Below are 21,425 nucleotides of genomic sequence, written 5' to 3'. Positions count from 1 at the left end.
TTCGGGGGAACCTCACACTTAAGGTTCTTTTTTCCCATTTCCACAGTATAGGGGTGCACACGTTGGCAAAAACAAGATTGAAACTTATACCTAATGAATCCTTAAAAGCAGTGTAAAAGACTCATTAGGTATAATCGCTTTTAGGCTATCGGATGTTGATCTCTAACTTTAACTTTTTCTCCCTCTTGTTGTGCCTTACCAAGTAGATGATCTACCGTTAAATAAGCTAATGCCATAATGGTCTCTGTAGGGTTGTAGGAAGGCAGCGTTGGAAATTGACCTCCTCCTACTGCATAAAGGCCCTTACATTCATGTACTTCTCCGAAAGGATTCACAACCGATGTCGCAGGATTCCAGCCCATCCGGTGTGTTCCGGTATCATGTACAGATACATGATAGGTAGGTGCAGGAATATCTTCCCAATACTCAGTAATGCCCATCTCTTTTGCAAGCTGTCGTTTAAATTTCATGAAATATTCAACCGTTTTGCGATCGTAGTCCGTCCAGTCATGAGTAATCCTTAATGCCGGCTGACCAAATCTATCCTTTACTGTAGGATCAAGATCGACATAGAATTGTTCAGATGGTAAAGATGAATGCTGTGAATAGATTTTGAATAACTTTCGATAGTTTTCAGTCATCCAATCTTTAAAGCCTTTTCCCCAGCGTGGAACATGCGGTGGAAGGCTGTGTACCACCTCCATTGGCTGCATATCACCAGTCCATGTGGTGATTGGTGAACCCCAAAGGACTCCCTCATCATTATCGGGTATTAATTCCGAGGTCAAATCGTCGATGACACTTCCGGATTGCAAGGAGCCCATAAACGGATTTGTAATTTCAGGTAAAACACCTGTGAACCAGCCATAATTATGAATGGACAAATGTTTACCCACCTGACCATTGCCATTAATTCCTGAAGCTAACAGGAGTCGCGCATTTTCAAGTGCATAAGTAGCTAAAATAACAATTTTTGCTTCAATCTCAACAACTTGCCCTTCTTGATCAAAGTAGGAAACGCCACGGACTCTTCCAGCGGAATCCGTATTAACTCGAAAAACTCGAACATGAGGGCGGATTTCGAGATTGTTCGTTTCTAATGCTGCGGTTTTTACCAAATCATGTGTCGAGACCTTAGCTCCTACATGGCAATGGTACCCATGACAAAACCCACAGTTTGTACAAGCATTTCTTCCTTTATAGTCTTTTGTTGCGATGGCTGTTGGAGTAGGAAAAGGACTGTAACCTAAACGCTTGGAAGATTCTACAAAAAGTTTATCCGCTCCTGCACGTGGAAGAGGCGGCATTGGGTAGTCTCTTTGGCGAGGAGGCTCATATGGATTACCGTCAGGTTGTATTTCACCGTTAATATTACCGGCTTTTCCGGAAATCCCCAATTCCCATTCGACCCGGTCATAATAGGGCTCTAGATCTTGATAGCCAATAGGCCAGTCAACTACTGTGGTGCCCTCTGGTAATGCTGACTCCGAAAATCGCTCAATGATGGAACTGCGCATGCTAAAATCCTTTTCACGGAAGCGGAAAGCGGCAGCCCCCCATGAACGTGTACCGCCTCCAGTTCCAATCGAAGGAGGAATCTGGAAGGGATTTCCCAACCCCAACTTGTTAGAAGCCCAAGGAAGAACTTTCGCCTTCGTCTTTTCATCGGGTCTCCATGTAATAGGGTCCGTTTTCATATGAGGAACCATGGCACTTCGTGTATAATAACGAATTTCATCAAATTTTGTTAAAAAATCGGCATCTTGATAGAAAGCTCCTTTTTCAAGTCCGACTACCTTCAATCCGGCACGAGCTAGTTCTGCTGCGATAAGTCCGCCGGAAGCACCTAGTCCTACGACAATTGCGTCAATTTTCTTTGTCATAATTTCACCTCTGTTACCACTGGCTTGTATTCCTTTTGAATATCAGAAAGGGTTTTTACTTTGATTTGATTCACATCAAAGCCTAGTGTCATTTGTTCAGGAGTATAGCCCCATTGTGCGCCTGGAAAGCCAATCAAGTTCCAGCCTACCGCATCACGATTTCCACCATATAATGGGTCACCAAATGTTCCTTCCATTGTATGCTCGTGTACAACCGCAAAAAATTGTGCTAATAAATTTTCTCTTTTCTCTATATCATCACTGGAATCTGTTATATCAACTATTTCAATTTTTTCTATCGACAGTAGAAGTTGATCCTGCTGCTCCTCAGTAAGATTTTTAAAAGCTAATCCAAATTTTTCTCTACAAAAAGATTCGAATTCGATGATTCCTTGACGGTAAAATGTTTGAAGATGCCTAAAATAACCTGCTAGTGATTGATCAATATAAATCACTGCGCCTGCTTCTTTTGCGCCCGGTCTAGTCTCATCACTTGGAATGATACGGGAGGCTATGGCTTCAATCGTTCTAGCTTCTTCCTGGTTTAAAAACATCAAAACGGGTAATTCTTCATTTCTGTTCATTGCTTTTCCCTCCCCCATTATTGAAATAGCGGGAGGAACTTCCTGCCCGCTATAAATGTATAATCAAATCATATTAGAGTTCTATTAAACCCGTGCCTTAGACAATGGTAATGACTTAAAACGTTGTGTGTTTTCAATAATAGCTACTTCAACAGGCAGTCGTTCCATACTAGAAGCACCATAAAAACCATCGATACCATTGGTATGCTCTAATATATATTCCACATCTTTTGGTCCCGCGATCGGGCCGCCATGGCAAATGACAAGAACATCAGGGTTTACTTCTTTGGCAGCATCGTGGATAGTCTGAATAATTCGGGCAGCTTCATCAAGATCCATAGTACTGTGGGCACCAGTTAATCCACTAAGCGTTGTACCAACATGAGCAACAATAATGTCCGCCCCAGCAGCAGCCATGTCCCGTGCTTCCTGCTCATTGAAAACATAAGGTGTAGTTAATAGATCCAGTTCACGCGCTATACGGATCATCTCCACTTCCCGATCATATCCAAGACCTGTCTCTTCCATATTCTGTCGGATTCGTCCCTCGAAAAGTCCAACTGTTGGGAAATTTTGAACGCCTTGATATCCAATCTTTTTTAATTCTTCCAGGAAGGAACGCATGTCTCTAAAAGGATCAGTACCGCATACACCAGCAAGTACTGGAGCATTTTTTACGACAGGCAATATCTCAGCTGCCATGTCTACTACAATTTGATTTGCATCTCCATATGGCATCAATCCAGAAATAGAGCTTCTACCAGCCATTCTAAAACGTCCTGAATTATAAACAATCAGTAGATCAGCCCCTCCGGCTTCGGCACACTTACCAGAAATGCCCGTACCTGCTCCTGCACCGATGATGGGGATCCCTTTCGCTACTTGTTCTTTTAATCGGCTTAAAATTTCTTTTCTACTCATAATTCAACACCCCGACTTTTTTATTATTAGAAAATAGCTCGTGTAACTTCTTCGCCATTGCCTCAGCAAATGCTGGGTCGTTAATATCTGTATCCATGACAACTAAATCAATATGTGGTTCCAACGATTCTTTAAGGGAATCAATTAGTGCTCTATCCGCCTGAGGATGATAGAAAACATCGCCTTTTTTGGCAATTGCAGAAAAGCCCTTGAGCGGAATAAACACGCTTACTGGTCCTTTTGCTTGATTCAATTTATGTGCCATGATCTTTCCAAGTTGATTACACTCTTCTTCTGTCGTACGCATAAGTGTAACATTTGGGTTATGCTTATATATCTTTCTCCCATGAAAATGTGCAGGGAGTGTGTCAGCTGGACCGAAATTCACCATATCTAAGGCTCCCAGTGAAACAACCTGTGGAATACCTAGGCGCCCGGCCATTTCCAACCGCTCTTGACCTGCTGAAAGTTCTCCTCCAACCAGCTCATCAGCCAGTTCCGTAGTGGTTACATCCAATGAAGCCTTAATAAATCCATCTCTCATAAGAGTCTCCATTGCTCGCCCGCCAACACCATTAGCAGAGAATACCACTATTTCATATCCTTTTGATTCCAGCCATTTGCTAGCTTGTAAAACACATGGTGTTGTAACACCAAACATCGTGATGGAAACCAATGGCCTGCTATGTTTTCGCGGCACAAAGGTGCTGCTGGCGATGGCCATTTCCGCGATAGCTGTCCCGGCATTAAAGAGAATTTTTTCTGATATTGAATTGATCCCTGCTATATCTACCACCGAATACATCATCGTGATATCGGATTCACCCACATAAGGTCTTGTATCACCTGAAGCAACTGTCGAAACCATAAGCTTCGGCACCCCGATCGGAAGTGCCTGCATGGCGTGGGTTGCAATGGAAGCACCGCCGGAACCCCCTAAGGCAAGAATCCCATCGAGATTTCCGTCCTTATGCAATTGACGAACAATCTCTGTTGCGCCGACTGCCATGACCTCCATGGCATATCCGCGATCATTTTTTTGGACGAGTTCTTCAATCTCAACTCCACCTGCACGAGCTACTTCCTTTCTGCTTATTTCTGGTCTGATTTGAGGCTGTCCCAGAACACCAATATCGATCAGTACGACATCACAACCTTTATTGCGGATGATCTCATTGACGAAGTTGTGTTCGTTCCCTTTCGTGTCCAGTGTTCCTAACACAACGACAGTTGCCATGTTCCTTTACCTCCTTATGAATTCGGACTATCGATTTGGTATCTCACCGGGCGGTGCTATTCTGCAATCAGGTAATTCCTTTAACTCCTGCTCGGCACCTGCTGGGGAGTAAATCACAAATGATTTCATCGGTTCCCATCCAGTATTGATGGTATAATGGTATCTGCCTTCAGGAACATAGACAGTGCAGCCCGCTGTCACTTTCTGTACCACTGGATTGCCATTTTCATCTTCCACCATCTGTTCACCCTCACCGGAAACGATATAGATGACTTCTTCCGTACCAGGATGGTTATGCCGTTCGTGCCCTTTACCTGGATCCACCACCACTACACCCGTGCTAAAGCTTTTTGCTCCTGTAACTTCCGGTGTTGAGGTTAACTTAAAGCAGCCCCAGTCAAACATCAATGTTTCTACATCATCCGGTGTAACATATAATTTTTTATCACTCACAATATCTTCCCCTTTCTCTCAAAACCTATCAATTTGGTATATTCAACGATATGCATACCAAATTGATAGGAATTTACCAGTGTCGAAAAATTTATCTTTCAGCTTTAATTAACATGCTCTTATTGGCTTCATCCACCAATGGTTTCAGATACTCGAATGCTTGACGTGCCACATTGTCCGGCTCAATATCGCGGCGGTCAAACCCAAGTTCCATGGCTAGATATCCATCATAATTAATATCCTTAAGTGCATTGATGAGAGAAACGAAATCTCCTCTACCTTGTCCAGGAACTAAACGATCATTATCAGAAATATGAATATGGTGGAGATTTTCACCCATGCTGTATACATAATCTGATGAAACTTCTTTTCGGTAAAGGGCATGGAAGGTATCAAACATCAACTTTACATTAGGTTCCGCCACTTCTTGCATCAACTCAATAGCATCGTCACAACGATCGACTAGATTACTATCAAATGGGGTAGGTTCAATAACCATCGTAACTCCATAATCGGCTGCCGTTTTAGAGATTTCACTAAGTGCCTCACAGCTCCAAGCCCAAGCCTGTTTACGAGTTGTTCCGAAAACTTGCCAACCTGGAATATAAAGGACTGTTTTTCCTCCTAACTCAGCACATAGCTCAACCACTTGTTTATAATGCTCAATAGTATGCCGGCGTTCTTCAGGTATAGGTGAAGCAACGTTATGACCAGGGCCACCGCTAAGACCAGGCAGCATACTAGATACTTCAAGATTGTAATACTCTAATACACTTTTAATGTTTTTGCGTCTTTCTTTTGTGGTTGTAGGCGGATAGCAATGAGGGCTGGCAGCACCGATTTCAATTCCATCATAACCAATATTGGCAATACGCTTGATTACCTCTTCAAGTGGATAGGCTGGTAACCAAACTGGAAAGCTTGCATAAGGCCAAGTGTTAAAAGATAGTTTCATTGTCATAGTAATTCCTCCTAAATTTTATTAATTAATAGGTTGTACCGTTATATTTTGATACATTTTCCTTTGTCACAACTGGTGCATCTAATTTAATGAATTCCGGCATTTCTTCACCGGCTAAGGCTTTAGCAGCTGCAATAATACTCATAGGAACGACAACAGGATAAACTGCAGTAGAATCCATAATTCCTTTAGAAATATTGTCAAAAGCAGCTTGTTGACCATCAATACTAATGACTTTGATTTCCTTTTCTCTTCCTGCAGCTTTAATCGCCTGAATCGCACCTAGCGTCATGATGTCAGCATGGGTAAATACGGCATCAATCTTGCCCTTAGGGAATCTTTGCAATAAATCCTCCATTACTTTCAGACCCTGTGCTTGATCATAGTTGGCATTTTGACTAGCAATCACTTTAATTCCCGGAGAATCTTTAAGTGCTTCCATAAACCCTTTGTGTCTATCAATAGTAGGAGAGGCGGATGGGCTCCCTTGCAGTTCGACTACATTACCTTTACCATGCAATCGAGTCGCGAGGTCTTTTCCCGCTGCCAATCCTAAATCTATATCATTGGCTTTTATTGTAGTGAGAACAGGAGCATTAACAGTACGGTCAAATGCTATAACCTTAATCCCTGCAGCTTCCGCTCTTTTAACAGCCGGAGCCAACGCATCCTTTTCAACTGCATTTATGATTAAAACCTTTATACCCTTTGCGATAAAATCATCCACGAGTCTTGTCTGCACCACGGGATCATTTTGGCCATCTCCGACTAGTAACTCCATATTAGGGAAATACTTCTTAGCAGCTTCCTCTGACCTGTTCTTAACGGCTACTCCATAAGGAAATGTTGTCGATGCAATCGCTAATCCCACTTTTCCTTTGATCGAATCAGGGGAAGCTTTTAATGTTAAGGCTGCCTGACAATCAGACCCACAGTAAAGACCATAATCGATTTTCACCGGCCCCTTAGATTTGGTAGATGCAGTGGTCTCCGTAGATGAATTACTATTACAGGCAGTCACGAGAAACATGATTAATGAAACTCCTACTAAACTTTTTATTTTTTTTAAATTCATAAAATAATCTCCCCCTTAAATTCCCTTTTGTACTAGCTTTTAATGCTTATCATTTCCTCCTTTCTTAAAGATGATCTACCATCATAATCCAGTCCACTGTTGTTTGATATGTTGCTTTAAATTCGGCATTGTGAACAGAACTGCGGCTACAATAATGACACCCTTCGCAATTTGCTGATTGAATGGGGAAACTCCTAGTAAGTTTAGTAGATTAGCAACCATTGCCAATAACAAAGCTCCAAGAATGGTTCCGCCAACTCCGCCTCGGCCCCCCATTAAACTGGTTCCGCCAATAACAACCGCTGCGATACTATCCAGCATGATATTGCTATCTGCGGTAGGGTGCCCAACATAGAGTCTAGAAGCATTAATTATTCCTGCTACAGCTGCACATAGACCGCTGATGGCATATACAAAAAGTAAGATACGGGTCGTTCTAACACCGGAAAGTCGTGCAGCATCGATACTGCCTCCAACCCCATAAACAAATCGGCCAAAAGGTAAATATTTTAGTAATAGCCAAGAAATCAAAGCGATTACAACAAATAAAAGCACAGGACCTGGAATAGGACCTATTCCTCCATTACCTAACAAGTCGATGATTTTGCTGTTTACATTGAAACTCTGAGGCGCACCATTTGATAGAAGTAAAGCCACTCCATTTCCAACTGCCATGGTAGCTAATGTCATGATAAAGGGTTGAATTCCTAAGAATGTTGCACCAACTCCGTTGATCATTCCAATAAAAATACCTATTAGGATCACTACTGCAATAGCGAGAGGAATGGATAAACCACTATTTAACATCATGGCGAATGATACTCCAGAGACAGCTAGAATGGCCCCTACTGAAAGGTCAATCCCTCCAGTTAGTATGACAAAGGTCATGCCGATGGCAACCACTCCCACTACGGAGGCCTGCCGTACTACGTTCGTAATATTGGTTACATTGAAGAATTCTGGTGTTAACACAGTGGTTAAAGCTAGGATGACTACAAATAGAAGAATCGTCACTCGATATTGCTTTAAAAATTGTTTCATTACTCTGTTATTAGGCGCTTTTTCCATAACGGCTGCTTCAGAATGAAGAGAAATATCATTTTTCATTGTTACAACCCTCCCACGGCATATTTCATAATTCCTTCTTCAGTGGCTGATTCATGATCCATTTCTCCTGTAATTTCACCTTTACACATAACAAGCACTCGATGACTGTTTTCAAGGATTTCCGGTAATTCTGATGAAATTAGGACAACAGACATTCCTTGTTCGCATAGGTCCCTTACCACTGAATAAATCTGAGCTTTAGCTCCAACATCAACCCCTCTAGTTGGTTCGTCAAGAAGAAGGACCCTAATTCCAGACTCCAGCCATTTAGCAAGTACAATCTTTTGCTGATTCCCGCCAGAAAGGCTTCCAACCAGTGAATCCAAATGAGGTAATTTGATTTTCAGTAATTTAACATAGTTGTCTGCTTGTTTTTGTTCCTCTTCGCGTTTAATCACTTTGTTTTTACTGCTGGCCATAAAAATATTTTGCAGGCATGATAGGTTCTTGAATAATCCCTGTCTTCCTCTATCTTCGGGTACTAACCCGATACCATTTTGAATAGCAACTCGAGGGGAAGTATTAATTACCTGATGTCCATCTACAAAAATGTTTCCTGAATCGATGGGATCAGCACCAAATATGGCTCTCACCAGCTCTGTCCTGCCAGCGCCTCTTAATCCTGCGATCCCCAGTACTTCTCCTTTATGAAGTGAAAAATTGATGTTATGAAGGATACCATCTCGGTTTAGCCCTTCTACCTTAAGGACAACCTCGTTTACTTCATAATTAATCTTTGTACGAGGAGCAGTATTAATATGACGCCCCACCATCATGGAAATTAGTTGGTCAGGATCCGTATCTTTAATTTCACCGTCCCCTATTTGCTGACCATCTTTTAACACCAAATATCGGTCAGCTAACCCAAATATTTCATTTAATCGATGGGAAATGAAGATGACAGCTACTCCGCGTTTTTGCAGCACTTTCACGATCGACAGTAGCCGATCGACATCATCTCCCCCTAAAACTGCAGTTGGTTCATCCAATATCATTAGTCGTGCATTCCTATATAAAGCTTTTGCAATTTCTAACATCTGCTTTTGAGCGATGCTAAGGTTGTAAACAGGCTTTTCAACAGGTAAATCGACTCCAAATTCATTTAGGAACTTTTTGGCCTCTTGATGTAATGCCGCCCATTTAATGGTTCCCTTCGTTTTATGAAAATTGCCATAGAAGAGGTTTTCCGTTACCGATAGATCAGGGAACAAATTAAACTCCTGGTATACCGTAACAATTTCATTTTTCTCCGCATCAAGAGGGGTGTTAAATTCTACCTTTTCTCCGTTAATGATAAGCTCGCCTGCATTTGATTTAATGGCACCAGAAAGTATTTTGATTAACGTAGATTTACCGGCCCCATTTTCTCCTACAAGCGCTAATATTTCCCCGGCATGAATCTTTAAATTAATATTATTGAGAACTGTAATACCGGAATAGTTCTTTGAAATATTACGCATTTCTAGAAGAGGAGGAATAACGTTAACCTCCTTAATCATTTTCATGTAGTTTGGCCTCCTTTACAGTCAGAGTTTTAATAACAATCAGCAACCGCTTACAATAAGTTAAAAAGTGACGTGAAGTTTTGTTACTGTTCCTAACTAGTTAGTAAGATTTCTTGTCTTTAATGTTACTTGGATTAACACTATCCAACAATTAATAATCTTGGGTTAAAAATTCATAATCTTGCGGTTTTTAAAAATATTTAGTATTTTTATACTTTTTCAATCTACTAGGACAAATCCTTATTGGAAAGTCACAAAAAAGACCATACACCCTTTCATTAGAGGGAGTATGGTTAATGTTCAAAACAATATTCAAGATGTTTTAGAGTTTGAGCATATTCCGTCATAAAATGAACGATATCTTCCTCAGTAATATTACCATTAAGTTGATTAGCCACGATCGTTCCCTTATTCATTACTAGGATACGGTTACATAACCCAAGCAGCTCAGCTGTATCAGAGGAGATAATAATAATTCCTTTTCCTTGTTTTGCAAGCTCATTGATCTTCAGATAGATATCGGTCCTGCTGCCTATATCCACCCCAATGGTGGGCTCATCTAAAATATAAAGATCACTTTCCGTCATCAGCCATCTGCCCAACATTACCTTTTGTTGGTTGCCGCCGCTTAAATATCGAACATTTTGATGAATATGATCGACCTTAATATTAAGATCAATGACCTGATCAATGGATTGATCCACTTCAACGTTTCGATTAACCAGACTCAAACTATTTTGAGTCTCCAAACTTGCAAAGGTTAAGTTATTTGCAACACTCATATTCATGAATAACCCCGATGATAAGCGATCGTCATTGACATATCCAAAGCGGTTATAAACAGCATGAATAGGATGCTTAAAATTAATTTCACGATTTTTCCAATAGATGCGGCCACTGTCTTTTTTATGTTGCCCAAAAATAATTTGGGCAAGTTCTGTTTTACCAGAGCCTGCTAAACCCGCAATACCTATGATTTCACCTTCATGGAGCGTTAAGTTCACATTCTCTAAATAGGGTTTTTTGGTTAAATATTCAACTCGTAGTAATTCCTCACCCTTTGTTTTATGAAGAGGAGGATAATAATGATTTAGATTATACCCCAGCATTAAATTGGTCATTTCTTTCAATGTGATGTCTTTTACATTATGAGTTGCTACATGTTTTCCATCTCGAATAATTGTAACTTTGTCACATATCTCATGAATTTCATTTAATCTATGCGTAATAAAGACGATTCCTACTCCTTCGTCTTTATATTTTTTAATGATTCTAAAAAGGTTATCTCTTTCCTGTTCAGTTAAATTTGCCGTCGGTTCATCCATAAAGAGAATTTTCGATTTTTGAACAATCGCTTTTGCGATTGATATTAAATAATGATAGCGAACCGGTATATTCATTACTTTTTCTTTCGGATTTATTTTGACACCAAGTTCGTTAAGAACTCTTGCAGCCTCTAATCTCATTTTCTTATAATTCACAAAAAACTTTAATATTCTCGGCTCGATTCCAAAGAAAATATTATCTGCGACACTCATTCTTGGCACCAAATTAGGTGTTTGATGAATAACACCTATTCCATGGCGTTGAGCATGATAAGGGGAATCAAAGTGTACCCATTGTTCGTTCACTTTGATTTCTCCACAATCAGGGTTATACACACCAGAAGCGATGTTAATTAAGGTGGATTTCCCCGCTCCATTCCCACCAATTAAAGCATGAATTTCTCCTGCCTTTAATTCTAGGCAGATATCGTTTAAAACTCTATTTTCAAAAAAGGATTTGCTTATGTGATTTAATCTTAATAGCATCCTCCCACCACTTTCCTAGTTGACCAATTGAAACAGTTTCCTCCAGTTTAGGATACATTTTAGCTATTGTAAAATTAAAATAATTGTTGAAAAAGTATAGATTCTTGTGGGTTTTCACTATTTATATTGAATTAAATAGTTAATTTATCAATAATATTACTGAATTTTATAATTTTTATATACATTTAAAAAGTCCATAATAAATGCTAGAGGAGGTCTTATGAACCAGTTACCTACCTTATTACAAACTCCTCATTTAACCTCGGTAGTGAAACTCAACCAAGACCACAAGCAAAAATGTAAAGCATTACATAAACATGAATGTACCGAGATTATGTTTATTCAGGAAGGGAATGCGAATGTTGTCCTAAACGGTCAATCATTAACGATGAATAGAGGAGATCTACTCCTTATTAATTCTAATCTTGAACATGAGACCGTACCTTGTGTTGATAGCAGTTTAAAAGGATTCTCTCTTACCTTTTCCGGTTTACATTTATCACCTCTTCCAGTAGGGTTTATTATCCCTTCTGATGAAATGCCAATCTTGAATGTTCAAAATCAGCATATAACCATCCAAAAGTACATAGAGGATATTCATGAGGAATATAAAAATAATGACCCTGGTTCTCAAGAAATCATTTCTTCCTTATTAAAAACTTTAATTATTAAAATCCTTCGTATTTCGTGTTCTGCAAATTCTAGTCAAAATGTCTCTATTTCTGATAAAGTAAAAAAATATATTTCTGAAAACTATAATCGTGATATTTCTCTAAATGAATTAGCGAATATTGTTTTTGTAAACCCATATCATCTAGCACACACCTTTAAAGATGAGACTGGGATTTCACCAATCCAATACCTGATTACTTATAGAATTGACATTGCCAAAACCTTGCTGCTTACCACAAACTCACCTATCGTTGAAATTGCTTCCAAGGTAGGGTATCCAAATGCTAACTATTTTAACTTATTATTCAAAAAGTACACCGGTTATTCTCCTGGAAAGTTTAGAAAAAAATCATCGTAATCAAATACTTTTTTACGAGCAATAGTAAGGGCCGCCACTTAATTTTCTTGGCAGCCTTTTTAGATTCTGGAAAGCAAAAAATGTATCCTCGCATCTAATATATTGTCTATAGTTAGTAGACACAGACACAACACTTTTATTCCTTACCTTTTTTAAATCTTTAAGTCTATTGTCTGTAAAAACCTATCCCTTTGCTTCGGCACTGCTCTGGTTTAACGGAAGCAGTTAAACCAGGTTGTTAGATGAGTGGCTTCCATTTGCATACGCAAAAAAGCAATCCTTCTTTATGAAGAATTGCTCATGCCTGACTGGACTTTTTTTTTGTGATATGAAAGTTAAATTTTTACCAAGGGTAGACTTCGACTGCTTATTTGACAAATAAGGAGTTTTTTTAAATAAAAGAGGCTCTAGAAATTTAATTTGATCCTCCTCTTAATTTTTCAGGTATAGTTATTTTGCCGCACCTTGGATAGACTTTGGTGCCTCTTGATGGTAAACAAGCTTCCAGGCATCTAATACATTTTCTTTCGTTACATTTAACGCGGGTACAGCTACATAGGCTGGCGCTTCTTTACCAAGTAAAGAATAACCGGCTAAAATCGCTTCTGAAATTCCTTGGTCATATGGCAACTGGGCACCTAGACCTTTAATTAAACCGTTTGATGCAATATCCAAAGCAACGTTTGTCCCTAAATCAATAGTCGTAATAACAAAATCCTTCTTTCCTGCGGTACGCGCTGCTGCCAAAGCACCTTCAGCTGGAACGTCCCAAACGACAAACATTCCATCAAGATCGCGATTTTTGGTCAGCATTCCAGATGCCACTTTCTCACCATCGTTAGGACCAATGATGCCGCCTCGTTCAACTATTTTTATTTTAGGATATTTTTCTTTAATTGTTTTTTCAAATGCTTCTGTTCGCTGTTTTGTTACGAAGTAATCAGCATCATGATAAATCACACCGATTTTTCCTTTTCCACCAAGCTCTTTCGCCATGATCTCCGCTGCCTGAACACCATTGCCATAGTTATCAGCAGACACTACGCTTACATAATCCTTGCCAGCTTCTAATCCGTTAGGTTTATTATCCATAAACACGACTTTCACTCCTGCATCTGCCGCTTTCTTAAAAGCAGAGGCAGTTGAAACAGGGTCTACCGGGATACCAACGATAATATCTGGTTTTTTAGCTAAAACCGTCTCGATATCGGATACTTGTTTTTCAGCTTTGAACTGGGCATCCGTTACGGCAACCACTTGAATTCCCATTTTTGCAAAAGTTGCCTTTAAGCCATCGATTTGAGCGGTTGCCCAGTCATTACCAGCATAGTGCATAACAATCGCTGCTTTGTAATTTCCTTCTTTGATCTTTTGTACTTCTTCTTCCGTAAGCTGCAATGTTTTTGCTGAAACAGCTGCTTCTCCCCCAGGACCTTTACTTAATATTTCTTGGTCAGGGATCTCTTGATTAATAGTGATTGGACCGGAACTGGCGGTTGTTTCTTCTGTTTTTGTTTCCTCTTTTGCGTTACTTCCGCTGCTAGTCTCAACTTGCTTGCCGCACCCGACAAGTGCAATACTAGTAATAAACAGAATCATAGTCATAATAGATAGTAATTTTTTCATAATTTGCCCCCTTATATTTCTTGGAATTTTTGACTTTATACTTTTAAAAATTACCTCAATCTTAAATGGTTTTATGAGAAATTCATCACCTCATTTGAATGTAATCGATTACATTTTCTTATTAAGAATTGGAATTACCTCTGTTTTACATACATGAAAATGTAATCCATTACATAAAATATTCTTAGTTGTTATTCTACATCAAATTAATAGGATAAAAATTAATAATTTTGCGGATAAAACTATATATTCTTGCGGTTTTTTGAAAATGTACTTTTTTTAAAAAAGAATTATACTCTACCTACTATTCTATTCTTTCTATATTTCCCCGGCGGACTTCCTGTAATTTTTTTAAAAAGTAAATTAAAATAATTAGGATTCTCATATCCAATGATCGCGGCAATATCTCTCACAGAAAGATCCGAATGCTTCAGTAATCGTTTTGCTTCCTGAATACGGCACTGGATTAGGTATTGTATGGGCGGCAGTCCTACCTCTTCTTTAAATACATGGGCCAAATGATAAGGACTAACATAAACCAAGTTTGCTAGTATATTTAGAGTCAACTCTTGACTAAAATTTTGTTCGATATATTTTCTTATTTTAAGGCTCATCTCAGAAATGGATGGCTCACCAGCAGTTTTTAGCAGTCGAGTGATTTTAATAATAACGGTTTGCAATATGGAGGTAATCACATCTTGATACCCGGAATGTTTCTTGTCATATTCACGTAAAATGGTTTGAAAATAATGCTTAATCTCGTCTTTTTCCTCCTGTAAACGTATAATAGTGTGATTACTGGAATCAATTAAACGCTGGTTTCCGTTAATAGGAACATTTAATAAACAAATGGAAATAGCCTTTAAAGGGCTTCCCGTACATGTCCTCACTACCACGATACTAAATGGATTAAAAATGATCATATCCCCTTCTTGTCCGATAAAAGGTTTATCTTCAAAAATAAATTCTCCACACCCCTCTTGCATATAAAGAATCTCTATATAATTTGTTTCTCGATGTTCTTTAAACCAATTAGGACTAGTTTCATTGATTTCTTTGGCAGAGATAAACTGAAGAGTATTTAATAAAATAGAGGACTTTCCCATATTGTATCTCCCCTTTTACTTAATTATCACCTTACAAATACAGGGTGAACCAGCAGCACTTACCTCCTGTGGTTCACCGCGAAATCACTTGCCTATACAATTAGTAAATTAATCACTTACTCCCAGCCAATTTCCTTCAATTTGTCTTTCAAGTAAGCAATCGATTCTTTTGCAAACCAATCCGGTTCAGAGGCTCTAGAATTGAATCCAACTTCCATTGCTAGATATCCATCATAATTAATATCTTTTAATGCCCTTAATACCGCATCATAATCACATTTGCCTTTACCAGGAGGCAGACGGTCGCTGTCCGCGACATGAACATGATGAAGCTTGTCTTTCATGCGGTATACATAATCACTGGCCACTTCATTTCTGTACAATGCATGGAATGTATCAAACATGACCTTAACATTATCCATACCTGATTGCTCTGCTAAAAGAAGAGCGTCATCAGCGGTTTCAATTAAATTGCTATCTGCAGGAGTTGGCTCAACTACAAGTGTTACACCAAGATCCTTTGCATATTTAGCAACTTCAATTAAGCCTTCTAGACTGTAGTTCCATGCTTCTTGCTGTGAAGTTCCAAAAACAACCCAGCCTGCAATCCACATGACTGTTGGGCATTCCCATTCATGTGCTAAGCGAACGACTTCCTTATAATGTTTAATCGTAAATTCTCTTTCTTCCTTTAATGGAGAGCTTGGGTTCATTCCCGGGCCGCCGCCTGGTGCTGGGAGCATGGATGAAACCTTTAAGTTCTTTTCTTTGAGCAATTTTTTGATTTCTTGTCGTCTTTCAGATGACAAATAATCTGGCCATGCATGTGGGGCAGCACAGCCGATTTCTATTGCATCGTAACCAAAAGAGGAAAGACGGTTGATGACTTCTTCTAACGGATAAGAAGAAAGCCAGTTTGGAAAACTACTATATACCCATGTATTGAATGAAATACCTTTCATTGTGAACAGCTCCTTATAATAAATTTGTTACTTTTGGTCAATGAGAGGCTTATCCGCCAGTTAAACCACCTTATACGACAGTAAAGGCAGCCTTTGCGCCAGTTAAGCTACTTTATCCGCCAGTAAAGCCATCCTCCCAGGCGCTTATTTACTTATTCCCAAACAAACACAGCTTTTTCCGTCTTTCTTTCGTCAAACAAACGGAAAGCTGTTTCCGCTTCTTCCAATTTAAATTGGTGAGTAACCAACTTTTCTACAGGCAGATTCTTTCTAACAATAAACTCCGCAATCTCATCAAATTCTTGAATTGGGAAGTACCAAGAACCCATTACAGAAATCTGTTTTCGAATTAATTGCGCACTTGGTTTGATTGTTGTCTCTTTACTTTCCCCGATAAAAGCGACACGTCCATGTGCTCTCACGCAATCTAATGCATCATTCTCACCGTAAGGGCTTCCGGAACAATCTATCGCAGCATCTGCACCAAGACCCTTTGTAATACGGGCGATTTCTTCTTTAACGTTCATTGTTTTACCATTGATCGTATAATCCGCACCTAATTCCTTCGCAAGCTCCAAGCGCTCATCCAGCATATCAACAGCAATAACGGTTGCTCCTAATCCTTTGGCGATCATCACACCAGCGCCGCCCATAGGTCCCATTCCAAAAATAACCAGGTAGTCTCTTCCGGAAATCCCTAATCTCTTTTGCGCATGGTAAAGGGTTCCAACAGCGTCAGTCGAAACAGCAGCCGTTACGAAACTCATGCTATCTGGCAATCTCATACAGTTTTCAGCTGGAACGACCATGTACTCTGCATCACCGCCGTGAGAGTCAAAGCCGATACATTTAAATTCTTTGCAGAACATTTTGTAGCCGCTCTTACAATGAGCACATTCCCCACAGCCAAGAGCTAAGTAAACAGCAACTCGGTCACCCGCTTTGTAATTGGAAACGCCCACTCCTACTTCCGTGATAACTCCTGCAGGTTCATGCCCAGGTACCGTGCATCCGCATTTTGTTCCTTCAAAAACGGAAGTTCCATAATATAAGCTCATATCGCTTCGGCAAATCGCTGAAGCTTTTAATTGAACTAGTACCTCTCCTTGGCCTGGTGTTGGTATCTCCACCTGACGAATTTCTACCTTTTTATCTCCTGGAAAAAACACTGCATTCATTGTTGTCATGATACTTCCTCCAATCACTTATTCTTAAAAACAATTACCCTATCATTTTTTCCTATAATTGGGCAGTAAATGGACCCGCCGGCCCTTTGGAAGCAAGAGAACCGTCCCCATGCTTCAGAACCTTCACCCATTTCTGCTGCTGGTTACTTTCTAAGATTGCGTCTGTGATACACATCGAAAGGTGTCCATCAGCAAATGTCGCAAAATTTGGCTTGTCTGTTTTCAGACTTTTGCCGTCGCGGACAAATGTGTAGAAATTGAACATCATATTTTTCAATGCATCCGGCCAGCCTTCATTATGCCCTCCAGGATGATGAATAGCAGACCTTGCCTCCGGCAAAAACAACGCCGGATCCGCTAATAGAACTTCATTTGCTTTATCCCGATGCCCAATCCATAGCTTCTCAGGCTCTTCCTGATTCCAAAATACTGAAGCTTGACTTCCATTAATCTCAAAGCTTAATCTATTTTTCCGTCCCGCACTTACTTGAGATACCGTAAAGACTCCTCTTGATCCATCCTCAAACCGGACAAGAACAGATGCATAATCTTCTGTATTAATTGGTACATCTTCATATTTCATATCTTCTGCTGTCTGTGCCCCAAAAGTAGCTACGTTTCCTGTCGGTTTCTTTCTTACTGGAACAACAGTTGCTAAATCGGCAAAAACTTCGACAATCTTTTTGCCCGTTACAAATTGGACGGTATCACACCAATGGGAACCAATGTCCGCTACTGCGCGTGACTTTCCGCCCACTTCCGGCGCCAAACGCCAGTTGTAGTCTGTTTCATATAATAACCAGTCCTGCAAGTAGCTTCCGTGAACCAAGTTCACTTTCCCAAGATCACCTTCAGTGATTTTCGCTTTTAAGTTTTGTACACTCGCATGCTGTCGGTAATTAAAGTTGACCGCATGGATGACGCCTAGTTTTTCTGCTAACTCCAACAATTCTGCTGATTCATCACTGTTCATAGCCAGTGGTTTCTCTGAGACAACATGCTTTCCAGCTAAAATAATCTCTTTATTAATGGCAAAATGAAGATGATTTGGTGTGCAATTGTGCACGACCTGGATTTCGCTGTCTCTCAGCATTTCTCGGTAATCACCAAAGGCCTTCGGAATTCCAAGCTCAGCTGCCTTTTTTTCAGCCATTTCTTGACTGGTTTCCGCCAAACCAGCTACTTCTACAAAACCAAGCCTTCTGATGGCTTCTATGTGAGTCGGCCCGATAAAACCAGTACCGATGATACCAACTTTAATCTTCTCCACCTTTCTTCCTCCTGTTCAAAAGTTGATCGTGTTGTTCAAGGATACAAATTTATAGACCTTATTCCGCTTTTTTTGAAAAGAATTCCGCCGCTTTTATCATTAATTCCGCCAATTTCCGAGGAAATTCCGCCAGTTTTCTCATTAATACCGTCAATTTCCGGGGGAATTCCGCAGAATTCTGCTATTATTCCGCGGAAATCTCTATTAAAATTATCGTTTCATCGCTTTCTTACCGAAAGCCACCGCCAAGATAATGATAATTCCTTTGATAATCATTTGCTGGCTGACATCAAGACCCATAATAATCAAACCATTGTTGATCGTACCAATCATTAAGGAGCCCACAATCGTTCCGATGATTGTTCCTACACCGCCAAACAAGCTTGTTCCACCAAGAATAACCGCAGCGATAACAGAAAGCTCATCGCCTTCACCGAAGGAGAAACGTCCGGCATTCATACGGCCCGCATAGAGAAGACCAGCTAAACCAGCCATTAAACCCGTTGCAAGGAAAACTATTAGCTTGATTTTCATTGTCTTTACACCAGAGAATCTAGCCGCATTTTCGTTACCGCCTGTTGCCAATACCTGGCGGCCAAATGATGTCTTACGAAGTAATATATGGGCAATCACTGTAAATACTAGAGTCCAAATAAGTAAAACTGGAATTGGACCAATGTCTCCTGAACCAAAGATGAAATTGAAATTTGCGTCTACAATCGGAACTGGAGCAGTATCTGTAACCCACATCGCAGCACCTTTAATGGCTCCCATTGTTCCCAGTGTTACCAAGAAGGAAGGAATCGCTACTTTTGTAACAAGCAAACCATTGATTAATCCAACCACAAGTCCAGTACCTACACCGCCGATGAGTCCACCAATAATGCCATAACCCGCTTGGATGGCTAATGCACCGACTAGAGAAGAAAGGGCAGCAATGGAACCCACAGAAAGGTCAATCTCCCCTGTACTAATAACAAATGTCATGGCCAACGCCATCAAAGAAATCGTCGCTGTTTGTCTAACAATGTTTAATAAGTTCCCTGAAGTTAAGAAACCTTCATCACTTAAGCTGATAGAAAAATAGATTAATACGCCCACGAAGGCAAAATAGACAATATAATTACGCCACTCGAATCCTTTCAATGAAGGAGTTGCTGGCTTTTGAATACTAGAAACCTTGGATTGCATATTGTAATTCCTCCTCTGATTTAATCTCCCTGCGGGTCATTTCCTTTTTAATTTTCCCATCATGCATAACGATGACACGATCACTCAAAGCAAGCAGTTCTGGAAGTTCGGAAGAGACCACAAGGATTGCCTTGCCGTTTTCGGCCATGGCTCTAATAATCTCCACAATTTCCGTTTTTGCACCAATATCCACACCAATCGTTGGTTCATCCAACATCAAGACAGTAGGGTCGTTCGCCAGCCATTTAGCTAGAACGATTTTTTGCTGATTACCGCCTGATAACAACCCGGCCTTTTTAAAAATATTATCCGTTTTAATATTTAACTTCCTTACAAATTCATTACTAATCTCATTGGATTTCTTACTATCAATAAAAGCTCCTTTTTTCACCTTCGAAAGAATTGGAAGAATCATATTATCCTTGACACTATGTTCAAGGACCAATCCTTGCATCCGGCGGTCCTCCGGAATCAGTGCAAGTCCGGCTTCTATGGCATTCTTAGGATTCTTAATGGATTGTTTTTGACCATTGATGTAGATGTCTCCACTCTCAATGGGATCAATCCCAAAGAGATTTCGAAGTAATTCCGTTCTTCCGCTTCCCATCAACCCGGCGATTCCGACGATTTCACCCGGCTGAATTTTAAGATTAATATCCTGAACATGTTCGGCATTTAAGCTTCTTACTTCAAAAATCGGCGGCACGTCCGTTGCGTAGGAACGTTCTTTCCATTCAAATGCTTGGTCAAATTGCATACCGACTATATGTGAAATTACAGTATCAAGATCGGTTTCACTGCATTTTTCTGTTGTGATATATCGGCCATCACGCATAATCGTGATTCGGTCACATATTTCAAAGATTTCATCCATCCGGTGAGAAATATAGATGATAGAATAACCTTTTGCTTTCAATTTGTTAATAAAACTAAAGAGTACTTCCGTTTCATTTTTGGTTAAGGACGAGGTTGGCTCATCCATAATCAGAATCTTTGCTTCTTGGGAAAGCGCTTTGGCAATTTCCGTCATCTGCCAATAGCCAACCCCCAAATTTTGAACTACATCATTTGGTCTAATATCTACGCCTAATTCTTCTAGCAATTTTTCTGTTTTCTTCTCACAATCCTTATCATTAAGCAGCCCTAATGATGTTTTCTTCTCACGAGTAAGATAGATGTTTTGGGCAACGGTAAGAGTCGGAATTAAACTAAACTCTTGGAAAATCATCGATATATTATTCTTTTGAGCATCATCATAACTTTTGATGCTTACCGGTTTTCCTTCAATTAAAATTTCGCCACTGTCTGCGGAGTATACGCCTGTAAGGATTTTCATTAACGTCGATTTTCCTGCACCATTTCCCCCCATCAAGGCGTGAACTTCACCTTTTTTGACGGAAAAATGGACATCGTTTAAAACGGTAATCCCATTAAAAGCTTTATTAATACCTCTCATTTCGAGAATCGGTTGTTCCATCCAAGTTCACCTTCTTTTTATGTTAGAGGCTGCTTACAA

18 protein-coding genes are annotated in these 21,425 nt (G+C 39.9%); 1 reads left to right on the top strand and 17 read right to left on the bottom strand.

From position 1 onward, the window contains the following. Nucleotides 1-140 precede the first annotated feature (140 nt). The 10 genes from CVD27_RS16045 to CVD27_RS16000 form a co-directional block, all read right to left on the bottom strand. Complete coding sequence (locus CVD27_RS16045) at nt 141-1,883, bottom strand: GMC family oxidoreductase (RefSeq protein ID WP_101648905.1); 1,743 nt, start codon at nt 1,881-1,883, stop codon at nt 141-143. After that, on the bottom strand, nt 1,880-2,467 hold the full coding sequence (locus CVD27_RS16040) for a gluconate 2-dehydrogenase subunit 3 family protein (RefSeq protein ID WP_180960315.1): 588 nt from the start codon (nt 2,465-2,467) through the stop codon (nt 1,880-1,882). The genes CVD27_RS16045 and CVD27_RS16040 overlap by 4 nt, the downstream gene beginning before the upstream one ends. An 84-nt stretch (nt 2,468-2,551) precedes the next feature. Next, entirely contained in the window at nt 2,552-3,388 is an 837-nt protein-coding gene (locus tag CVD27_RS16035) for a phosphoenolpyruvate hydrolase family protein (protein ID WP_101648903.1), read from the bottom strand. Beyond that, entirely contained in the window at nt 3,381-4,625 is a 1,245-nt protein-coding gene (locus CVD27_RS16030; protein ID WP_101648902.1) for a Tm-1-like ATP-binding domain-containing protein, read from the bottom strand. The genes CVD27_RS16035 and CVD27_RS16030 overlap by 8 nt, the downstream gene beginning before the upstream one ends. Nucleotides 4,626-4,652: 27 nt before the next feature. Then, on the bottom strand, nt 4,653-5,078 hold the full coding sequence (locus tag CVD27_RS16025) for a cupin domain-containing protein (protein WP_101648901.1): 426 nt from the start codon (nt 5,076-5,078) through the stop codon (nt 4,653-4,655). 91 nt (nt 5,079-5,169) lie between these two features. Next, the gene (locus tag CVD27_RS16020) at nt 5,170-6,039 is read right to left on the bottom strand and encodes a sugar phosphate isomerase/epimerase family protein (protein WP_101648900.1); all 870 of its coding nucleotides are present in this window, start codon (nt 6,037-6,039) and stop codon (nt 5,170-5,172) included. Between the two features lie 25 nt (nt 6,040-6,064). Next, on the bottom strand, nt 6,065-7,114 hold the full coding sequence (locus CVD27_RS16015) for a substrate-binding domain-containing protein (protein ID WP_101648899.1): 1,050 nt from the start codon (nt 7,112-7,114) through the stop codon (nt 6,065-6,067). A gap of 81 nt (nt 7,115-7,195) precedes the next feature. Next, nucleotides 7,196-8,221: an ABC transporter permease gene (locus tag CVD27_RS16010; RefSeq protein ID WP_101648898.1), complete on the bottom strand. Its 1,026-nt coding sequence runs from the start codon at nt 8,219-8,221 to the stop codon at nt 7,196-7,198. Between the two features lie 2 nt (nt 8,222-8,223). Next, nucleotides 8,224-9,726 carry a sugar ABC transporter ATP-binding protein gene (locus CVD27_RS16005; RefSeq protein ID WP_101648897.1) on the bottom strand — a complete coding sequence of 501 codons (1,503 nt, stop codon included), beginning with the start codon at nt 9,724-9,726 and terminating at the stop codon, nt 8,224-8,226. A 293-nt stretch (nt 9,727-10,019) separates the two neighbouring features. Further along, complete coding sequence (locus tag CVD27_RS16000; RefSeq protein ID WP_101648896.1) at nt 10,020-11,537, bottom strand: sugar ABC transporter ATP-binding protein; 1,518 nt, start codon at nt 11,535-11,537, stop codon at nt 10,020-10,022. A 220-nt stretch (nt 11,538-11,757) separates the two neighbouring features. On the opposite strand from CVD27_RS16000, the gene CVD27_RS15995 reads away from it, so the two are divergent. Beyond that, a complete protein-coding gene (locus CVD27_RS15995) occupies nt 11,758-12,567 on the top strand; it encodes an AraC family transcriptional regulator (RefSeq protein WP_101648895.1) in 810 nt (269 codons plus the stop codon). Between the two features lie 450 nt (nt 12,568-13,017). On the opposite strand, the gene CVD27_RS15990 is transcribed toward CVD27_RS15995, so the two are convergent. From CVD27_RS15990 to CVD27_RS15960, 7 genes are all read right to left on the bottom strand, one after another. Next, complete coding sequence (locus tag CVD27_RS15990; protein WP_101648894.1) at nt 13,018-14,193, bottom strand: substrate-binding domain-containing protein; 1,176 nt, start codon at nt 14,191-14,193, stop codon at nt 13,018-13,020. A 290-nt stretch (nt 14,194-14,483) separates the two neighbouring features. Continuing rightward, entirely contained in the window at nt 14,484-15,299 is an 816-nt protein-coding gene (locus CVD27_RS15985; RefSeq protein WP_101648893.1) for an AraC family transcriptional regulator, read from the bottom strand. Nucleotides 15,300-15,415: 116 nt separating this feature from the next. Then, the gene (locus CVD27_RS15980; protein WP_101648892.1) at nt 15,416-16,261 is read right to left on the bottom strand and encodes a sugar phosphate isomerase/epimerase family protein; all 846 of its coding nucleotides are present in this window, start codon (nt 16,259-16,261) and stop codon (nt 15,416-15,418) included. Nucleotides 16,262-16,413: 152 nt separating this feature from the next. Next, on the bottom strand, nt 16,414-17,448 hold the full coding sequence (locus CVD27_RS15975; protein ID WP_257984388.1) for a zinc-dependent alcohol dehydrogenase family protein: 1,035 nt from the start codon (nt 17,446-17,448) through the stop codon (nt 16,414-16,416). Between the two features lie 52 nt (nt 17,449-17,500). Continuing rightward, entirely contained in the window at nt 17,501-18,718 is a 1,218-nt protein-coding gene (locus CVD27_RS15970) for a Gfo/Idh/MocA family protein (RefSeq protein WP_101648891.1), read from the bottom strand. Nucleotides 18,719-18,928: 210 nt separating this feature from the next. Further along, on the bottom strand, nt 18,929-19,909 hold the full coding sequence (locus CVD27_RS15965) for an ABC transporter permease (protein WP_101648890.1): 981 nt from the start codon (nt 19,907-19,909) through the stop codon (nt 18,929-18,931). Next, nucleotides 19,890-21,386 carry a sugar ABC transporter ATP-binding protein gene (locus CVD27_RS15960; RefSeq protein ID WP_101648889.1) on the bottom strand — a complete coding sequence of 499 codons (1,497 nt, stop codon included), beginning with the start codon at nt 21,384-21,386 and terminating at the stop codon, nt 19,890-19,892. The genes CVD27_RS15965 and CVD27_RS15960 overlap by 20 nt, the downstream gene beginning before the upstream one ends. Nucleotides 21,387-21,425: the final 39 nt, after the last annotated feature.

It is taken from the genome of Neobacillus cucumis, from assembly GCF_002860255.1.
Lineage (GTDB): Bacteria > Bacillota > Bacilli > Bacillales > Cytobacillaceae > Neobacillus > Neobacillus cucumis_A.
Note: the sequence above shows the minus strand (reverse complement) of the source record. Positions and strands in the feature narration are given on the sequence as shown.

Excerpts from the sequence above, each read along its gene's own strand:
- CVD27_RS16045 (WP_101648905.1), bottom strand. The coding sequence starts at position 1,883 with ATGACAAAGAAAATTGACGCAATTGTCGTAGGACTAGGTGCTTCCGGC.
- CVD27_RS16040 (WP_180960315.1), bottom strand. The coding sequence starts at position 2,467 with ATGAACAGAAATGAAGAATTACCCGTTTTGATGTTTTTAAACCAGGAA.
- CVD27_RS16035 (WP_101648903.1), bottom strand. The coding sequence starts at position 3,388 with ATGAGTAGAAAAGAAATTTTAAGCCGATTAAAAGAACAAGTAGCGAAA.
- CVD27_RS16030 (WP_101648902.1), bottom strand. The coding sequence starts at position 4,625 with ATGGCAACTGTCGTTGTGTTAGGAACACTGGACACGAAAGGGAACGAA.
- CVD27_RS16020 (WP_101648900.1), bottom strand. The coding sequence starts at position 6,039 with ATGACAATGAAACTATCTTTTAACACTTGGCCTTATGCAAGCTTTCCA.
- CVD27_RS16015 (WP_101648899.1), bottom strand. The coding sequence starts at position 7,114 with ATGAATTTAAAAAAAATAAAAAGTTTAGTAGGAGTTTCATTAATCATG.
- CVD27_RS16010 (WP_101648898.1), bottom strand. The coding sequence starts at position 8,221 with ATGAAAAATGATATTTCTCTTCATTCTGAAGCAGCCGTTATGGAAAAA.
- CVD27_RS16005 (WP_101648897.1), bottom strand. The coding sequence starts at position 9,726 with ATGAAAATGATTAAGGAGGTTAACGTTATTCCTCCTCTTCTAGAAATG.
- CVD27_RS16000 (WP_101648896.1), bottom strand. The coding sequence starts at position 11,537 with ATGCTATTAAGATTAAATCACATAAGCAAATCCTTTTTTGAAAATAGA.
- CVD27_RS15995 (WP_101648895.1), top strand. The coding sequence starts at position 11,758 with ATGAACCAGTTACCTACCTTATTACAAACTCCTCATTTAACCTCGGTA.
- CVD27_RS15990 (WP_101648894.1), bottom strand. The coding sequence starts at position 14,193 with ATGAAAAAATTACTATCTATTATGACTATGATTCTGTTTATTACTAGT.
- CVD27_RS15985 (WP_101648893.1), bottom strand. The coding sequence starts at position 15,299 with ATGGGAAAGTCCTCTATTTTATTAAATACTCTTCAGTTTATCTCTGCC.
- CVD27_RS15980 (WP_101648892.1), bottom strand. The coding sequence starts at position 16,261 with ATGAAAGGTATTTCATTCAATACATGGGTATATAGTAGTTTTCCAAAC.
- CVD27_RS15975 (WP_257984388.1), bottom strand. The coding sequence starts at position 17,448 with ATGACAACAATGAATGCAGTGTTTTTTCCAGGAGATAAAAAGGTAGAA.
- CVD27_RS15965 (WP_101648890.1), bottom strand. The coding sequence starts at position 19,909 with ATGCAATCCAAGGTTTCTAGTATTCAAAAGCCAGCAACTCCTTCATTG.
- CVD27_RS15960 (WP_101648889.1), bottom strand. The coding sequence starts at position 21,386 with ATGGAACAACCGATTCTCGAAATGAGAGGTATTAATAAAGCTTTTAAT.